This window comes from Limosilactobacillus reuteri subsp. porcinus (genome assembly GCF_036621895.1).
Taxonomy (GTDB): Bacteria; Bacillota; Bacilli; order Lactobacillales; family Lactobacillaceae; genus Limosilactobacillus; species Limosilactobacillus reuteri_J.
Genome location: NZ_LN887455.1, coordinates 1 through 6,762, shown reverse-complemented (window position 1 = coordinate 6,762; position 6,762 = coordinate 1). Strand labels below are relative to the sequence as shown.

Sequence of the window (6,762 nt, the reverse complement as noted above, 5' to 3'; positions counted from 1 at the left end):
ATGCCGGGCGCACATAAAAAAGGTCATGATCGGGAAATTCCTAATCATGACCTTTTAAAATTACTTGCGAACGTTAAGGATACCTTGACCAATACCAGCGGGCGTATCAGTCTTAGTTTCAAATGAAAGGCCGCTAGCGTGACGTTCTTCAGTAGCTTTACCCATTGCTTTAAATAAATCGTTCATAGTAGACATATCTTATACCTCCAAAATAAATAGTTTTTGTTTTTAGAATAATTAATTAATATATTTAGTGGCTCAGAAGCGAGCGTTTATTACTATAAAACCTTTGATGAATAGTGTCAATCACTAATTTTAGGTTGTCCAAAACTTCACGAATGTTTCGAAAACGATTTATTTTTGGTGGTTAAAGTTATGCTAAAAATTTCACTTTCATAAAATTTAAAACAAAAAAATGGCTTTCACAAAGTTGTGATAAAGCCATTTTTAGTCTTAATTACTTTTCACGGGAGTAAGAAGCAATATCTTCAAGAATTTCATTCATAAATGCTTCTTGACTCATTTCATTTTGTTCCTTTTCACCGTACTTACGAACAGATACACCGTTGTTACTCTTTTCATCGTCCCCAACAACAAGAGTGTATGGAACCTTTTGTGTTTGAGCTTCACGAATCTTGTAGCCCATCTTTTCGTTCCGGTGGTCGACATTAACCCGGATGTTAGCAGCCTTCATCTTCTTAGCGAGGTCATCAGCGTATTCACCATGGGCATCTTCGTTAACAGGGATGATGTGAACTTGTTCTGGAGCTAACCAAGTTGGGAATGCACCCTTGTAAATTTCTGTTAAGTAAGCCATGAACCGTTCCATTGTTCCAACAACACCACGGTGGATCATAACCGGTTGATGTTCTTTACCATCTTGACCAACGTAGGAAAGACCGAATCGTTCTGGAAGCATAAAGTCAAGTTGAATAGTTGACATTGTTTCGTCGTTTCCAAGAGCAGTCTTAGTTTGAATATCAAGTTTTGGACCATAGAAGGCAGCTTCACCTTCAGCTTCATAATAATCAAGGTTAAGATCGTCCATTGCTGACTTCAACATTGATTGGGATTTTTCCCACATTTCGTCATTAGCATAGTACTTCTTAACGTTCTTAGGGTCACGAAGAGAAAGACGGAAGCTGTAGTCAGTAATATCAAAGTCTTCGTAAACGCTCATGATCAACTTCAAAATCTTAGCGAATTCAGAACGAATTTGGTCAAGGGTAACGAAAGTGTGACCATCGTTCAAAGTCATTTCACGAACACGTTGAAGACCAGAAAGGGCACCTGATTTTTCATAACGGTGCATCATACCAAGCTCAGCAATTCGTAATGGGAGATCACGGTATGAACGAATATGGTGCTTGTAAACTTGAATATGGCTTGGGCAGTTCATTGGCCGTAATTCAAGCATTTCGCCATCACCCATGTCCATTGGTGGGAACATATCGTCGCGGTAGTGTTCCCAGTGACCAGAAGTCTTGTATGCATCAAGATTCATCAGGACTGGAGTATAAACGTGTTGGTAACCATCGGCAACTTCCCGGTCAATAATGTAACGTTCGATGGTCCGGCGAATAGTAGCACCTTTTGGTAACCAGTATGGTAAACCGGCACCAACTTTAGGATCAACAAAGAAGAGGTCAAGTTGGTTACCGATAACACGGTGGTCACGTTCCTTAGCTTCTTGACGTTTCTTTAAGTCTTCTTCTAATGCGTCCTTCTTGTAGAAGACAGTTCCGTAAATCCGTTGAAGCATTGGATTTGAAGACATACCTTTCCAGTAAGCACCAGCAACAGAAAGAAGGCGTAAGTTTTTAACAACGTTACCATATAAAAGAATGTCATCATCTGCAACAGCTTTGACATCACCAAGTTGGTACATTGCTACTTTGCCGTCTTTAGCATTTTCATTGATCAATTCAGTTGAGAAACGATCATCTTTTACTTCAGCAAGTGCTTCCTCTACAGGTACTTCAACAAATTCTACCTTAACATCGTTCTTTGCCATTCCCTTGATTACATCTTCAAGAGCTGGTAATTCGTCAGCAGAAACTTGTTGATTATCTTTATCAGAATCAACGTGGAAACCATCTTCGTCAGCGACAGCTTCACCAAGTCGAATACCCTTAAATTCTTGTTTTAATGCAGCCTTTAACATTAATGCAGAAAGCTTACGTAATGCTTCTAAACCTTCTTGTGAATCCCGATCGATCTTCTTAACTGATCCGTCTGGGGACATAACAGCAACCTGAGCCATAGAAATCTCTCCTTTAATATAAATAAAAACGTCCCTGATACTTTCAATGTTGAAAGTATCAGGGACGTCAATTAACAAAAATTAGCGTGGTTCCACCCATCTTTAGGACACACTAGTAATGTCCTCTCTAAGGTGCGGTAACGGACACGATCCGACTAGCCTTATCTCGGCTAATAATAAGGGAAGGTGGTACAACCATCATTGTCACTCATAAGTGCTTCCACTCAAGGCACTTACTCTCTGTAGAGGACTTTGAAGGTGCATATCCTTCAATCGATTGTCTTGATTATAGCACGCCCACTTTAATTGACAACCCCTTTATTCCAAATTAATGTTGATTATTTTGAGATGAAGCAGGTTGCGTACTCGATTGTGAGTTATTATTTTGATTGCTTTGGGTAGATTGTGCTCCTGAATTATTACTTGATGGTTGCTGACTATTTGATTGTTGTTGGCTGTTGCCTTGATCATGGTGTTCTTCCTGCGATGGTTGGTTTTGTTGCGGAGTTGAGGAAGAGTTAGCAGCTGGTTGTTGGTTAGTTGGATGACTTGATTGAGGCGTGTTATTCGAACGACTAGGAGTTGAAATACTATAAGTATCTTGAGTATCATTGTCATCACTGTCATTGGAACTTGAACGATGCTTATGACTGCTACTGCTGCTCTTTTTATGCTTTTTGCGTGATGAAGTGCTTGTGGAGACAGTAGTGTCATTGCTATCAACATTGACAGGGTCCTGTTGTTTAACTAAGAAAATAACAATGGTTACAATTAAGACAACTAATAGACAGCCTAAAATGACCTTGAACATCCGACGTGAAATTCCATATGGATTCTTTTTCTTGTTAGGGGATGCTGTCTTATGTTTATGGTTAGGGGTAGTCTGTTTAGGCTTACGATTAAAGAATAAACGTTTTTTCTTTTCTTCTCCTGGCTTAGGAGTGTCATAAAGCTCAACCCGCGTAGGTCGCCGCTTATTGTTATTTTGATTATTATCTTTATTATTCAATGATTTCACCTCATACTTAATGAGTAATATATCTAGTTCCTTATTATACCATGGTGAGCCTAGATGTATTAAAAAATGGTCGACTCATTATGGGCCGACCACTTTTCGTATTTCTTCATAGCTATTTTGAGGGGGATAGTATAGAAGAAAAATAGGGGTTTATTTATATTAGGGATTGTTTATACTATACCGTTCAAGTATGAACATTTTGTGAAAGAATCGTTACAAAAATAAAAAAACTGGAAGCAAATTTCCAGTTTTTTATTTTAATCTTCTACAGCTGAATCTTTCATTTGAGCTTCACGTTGGCCGAATCCTTTACCTTCAGCAGCAAACCGCTTGTCACCTTTGTAGAGTTCAACGCAAGTCCAGATAAGAAGAGCAAGGATGACAATAATTGTGATATAAGCGAGAATGTCAGATGTCCCTTTTGCCCAAATACCAAAACCTTCATAAGTTGCAGGAAGGTTGTAAAGATTTAAGAAAGTAAGGGCGATTACAGAAATCCAACCGCAAACCTTAACCCAGCCACTATTCTTAAATTCACCCATTTCAACTTCACTGTTAGTCATCATTAATAACGGCAACATTGAGAATGGAAGGGCAAAAGCTAAGAATACCTGTGAGTTTTCCATTAAAAGGTTCAAGGCGGTGTGTTGTTGGATAGTATTTTCACCGCTCGTCATAGCAACACATGCGATAACTGGTACGACTGAAAGGATTCGTGTAACTAGCCGCCGTGCCCATAAAGGCATCCGCATGTGAACGAAACCTTCCATGATAACTTGACCAGTCAGAGTTCCAGTGATAGTTGAATTTTGACCAGAGGCAAGTAAAGCAACCGCAAATAAAGTTGATAATACACCAGATTTAGCAACTGCAATTAGGATTGGGTTACTAAGCATAGAAGTATTGTTTAAGGCATCATATAAACCAAAGAAAGAACTATCTTGTACAGCACCAGTCTTGAAAACAGCAACCCCCATGATTAAAAGAAGGGCGTTAACAATAAATGCTAAGGATAATTGGATGTTTGAATCCCAAGTAGTAAAACGAACTGTTTGACGAATACTGTCAAGATCATTGTGATCAATCTTCCGAGTTTGAGAAATTGCTGAGTGGAGGTATAAGTTGTGAGGCATAACAGTCGCACCGATAATACCAAGAGAACCTGTTAAAGGAGTAATTCCACCAACTTCTGGATGTTGAGCAATTGCTTTAGCAGATGGGAGAAGACCCATAAATACGCCACCCCAGTTAGGGTTAGACAAGGCAACTTGGTAAGCAAATACAAACAAGATTACTAAAATCAAACATGCGACAATTGCTTCGATCTTCCGGAACCCGATTTTGGTTAATAATAGCAGTACTAAAACATCAAGAACAGTAATAAATACAGCTGGGATCAACGGAATGTGGAATAGTAAGTTTAATGCGATAGCAGCCCCGATAACCTCAGCGATATCAGTAGCCATGATCGCCAACTCAGTCATAATCCATAAAATAATACCTAATGCTTTACCGGTACGTGCCCGTGTTGCCTGAGCAAGGTCCATTTGGCTCACGATTCCGAGTTTAGCCGCCATGTATTGAAGTAACATCGCAATCAAACTTGAAATCAAGATAGTAGTCATTAAGGTATATTGGAAACTCTGTCCACCAGTAATTGAAGTTGACCAGTTACCTGGATCCATGTAACCCACGGCAACTAATGCTCCTGGCCCCGAGTAAGCGAATAATGTTCGCCAGAAGCCTTTTCCACGAGGAACTTCAACTGTTCCGTTGATTTCCTCTAGCGATTTACCGTTAGCATATTCAATAAGTTTATGCTTCCGGTGTTGATTCTTTGTGTTGTCCACGCCAAATCCACCTTTCGTTTAAGTTTTGTTAATTAGATTGGAAATCATAATTAACTAAGTTCGAATACTTTGTTAGGGTAACATAAAAAAATATATCCTGCAATGGAAAATCGCCGTTATAACGGCAGTTTAGGCGATCTTGAGGAGCAGTTGGAGATAAGTTTTGGCGTGCCTAATGGTAGTTAAGCGCTTTCCAAAAGATGGAGAAATTTTCTATATAAATTTAGAATTTAATTACCTTATATGTAGAAGCATTTTATTTCTTGATATAAAACGCTAAATGGGGTTAGAAGCCTTGTGAAATTATGTGGTCGAAGAAATAGTAGTAAAACCATTTATGTATTAGTAAAAAAATCAGCCCAAACTTAGTGAAGAAAAAAATATTTAAAAATTGCATTTTTTAAGAAATGCTATTATGCCGGGATTTGTTTAGGTTCGAATTTGATGAGTTTAACGTTTTATGATAGCGAAAAGAATGTGAGATAATTGTTGAACGTTTGACAATTAAGGCGTTTTCACACTATACTATCACTTGACAAATGATTAAATTCACAAGAGAGGTATTTTAATTATGAAGGCACTTGTTTTAACAGGTAAAAAGCAACTCGAAATTGAAGATATTAAAGAACCTGAAATCAAGCCTGATGAAGTCTTGATTCATACTGCCTACGCTGGTATTTGTGGTACTGATAAAGCACTCTATGCCGGTCTTCCAGGATCCGCATCAGCTGTTCCTCCTATTGTTTTAGGTCATGAAAACTCAGGTGTGGTTACAAAAGTTGGTTCAGAAGTTACTAACGTTAAGCCAGGGGATCGTGTAACTGTTGACCCTAACATCTACTGTGGTCAATGTAAATACTGCCGGACTCAACGCCCAGAATTATGTGAACACCTTGATGCTGTTGGTGTTACCCGTAACGGTGGTTTTGAAGAATACTTTACTGCTCCTGCAAAGGTTGTTTACCCAATTCCTGATGATGTTTCATTAAAAGCAGCTGCCGTTGTTGAACCAATTTCATGTGCAATGCACGGTGTTGACTTACTTGAAACTCACCCATATCAAAAGGCTTTAGTATTAGGTGATGGTTTTGAAGGTCAATTATTTGCACAAATCTTGAAGGCTCGTGGTATTCACGAAGTTACTTTAGCTGGTCGTTCAGATGAAAAGTTGGAAAACAACCGGAAGCACTTCGGCGTTAAGACTATCAACACTACTAAGGAAGAAATTCCTGCTGATGCATATGACATCGTTGTTGAAGCGGTTGGTTTGCCAGCTACTCAAGAACAAGCACTTGCAGCTGCAGCTCGTGGTGCTCAAGTATTAATGTTTGGTGTTGGTAACCCTGATGACAAGTTCTCAGTAAACACTTACGATGTATTCCAAAAGCAACTTACAATTCAAGGGGCCTTCATTAACCCTTACACTTTTGAAGACTCAATTGCACTTCTTTCTTCTGGTGTTGTTGACCCACTACCACTCTTCTCACACGAATTAGACCTTGATGGTGTTGAAGACTTTGTTAGTGGTAAATTAGGTAAGGTTTCAAAAGCTGTTGTTAAGGTTGGCGGCGAAGAAGCTTAATTCTAGATTAAGATAAAACTTTAAATATATGGTAGATTGTAAAATTTAA

At 38.8% G+C, this 6,762-nt stretch carries 5 protein-coding genes; 1 reads left to right on the top strand and 4 read right to left on the bottom strand.

The features are described 5' to 3' along the window. Window positions 1–60 precede the first annotated feature (60 nt). From AACL61_RS07620 to AACL61_RS07605, 4 genes are all read right to left on the bottom strand, one after another. Complete coding sequence (locus AACL61_RS07620; RefSeq protein WP_263851456.1) at window positions 61–195, bottom strand: hypothetical protein; 135 nt, start codon at window positions 193–195, stop codon at window positions 61–63. 262 nt (window positions 196–457) lie between these two features. After that, window positions 458–2,263 carry a threonine--tRNA ligase gene (gene thrS, locus AACL61_RS07615; RefSeq protein WP_102815966.1) on the bottom strand — a complete coding sequence of 602 codons (1,806 nt, stop codon included), beginning with the start codon at window positions 2,261–2,263 and terminating at the stop codon, window positions 458–460. A 328-nt stretch (window positions 2,264–2,591) separates the two neighbouring features. Further along, on the bottom strand, window positions 2,592–3,272 hold the full coding sequence (locus AACL61_RS07610; RefSeq protein WP_102815967.1) for a hypothetical protein: 681 nt from the start codon (window positions 3,270–3,272) through the stop codon (window positions 2,592–2,594). 266 nt (window positions 3,273–3,538) lie between these two features. Continuing rightward, complete coding sequence (locus AACL61_RS07605; RefSeq protein ID WP_339111199.1) at window positions 3,539–5,131, bottom strand: Nramp family divalent metal transporter; 1,593 nt, start codon at window positions 5,129–5,131, stop codon at window positions 3,539–3,541. Between the two features lie 571 nt (window positions 5,132–5,702). Between AACL61_RS07605 and AACL61_RS07600 the strand changes: the two genes are divergently transcribed. Beyond that, the gene (locus AACL61_RS07600; protein ID WP_003665087.1) at window positions 5,703–6,713 is read left to right on the top strand and encodes a zinc-dependent alcohol dehydrogenase family protein; all 1,011 of its coding nucleotides are present in this window, start codon (window positions 5,703–5,705) and stop codon (window positions 6,711–6,713) included. The last annotated feature ends 49 nt before the right edge of the window (window positions 6,714–6,762 follow it).

What these genes read in the sequence shown, in the direction of transcription:
- AACL61_RS07620 (WP_263851456.1), bottom strand. Translation starts at nt 195, where the DNA reads ATGTCTACTATGAACGATTTATTTAAAGCAATGGGTAAAGCTACTGAA.
- thrS (WP_102815966.1), bottom strand. Translation starts at nt 2,263, where the DNA reads ATGGCTCAGGTTGCTGTTATGTCCCCAGACGGATCAGTTAAGAAGATC.
- AACL61_RS07600 (WP_003665087.1), top strand. Translation starts at nt 5,703, where the DNA reads ATGAAGGCACTTGTTTTAACAGGTAAAAAGCAACTCGAAATTGAAGAT.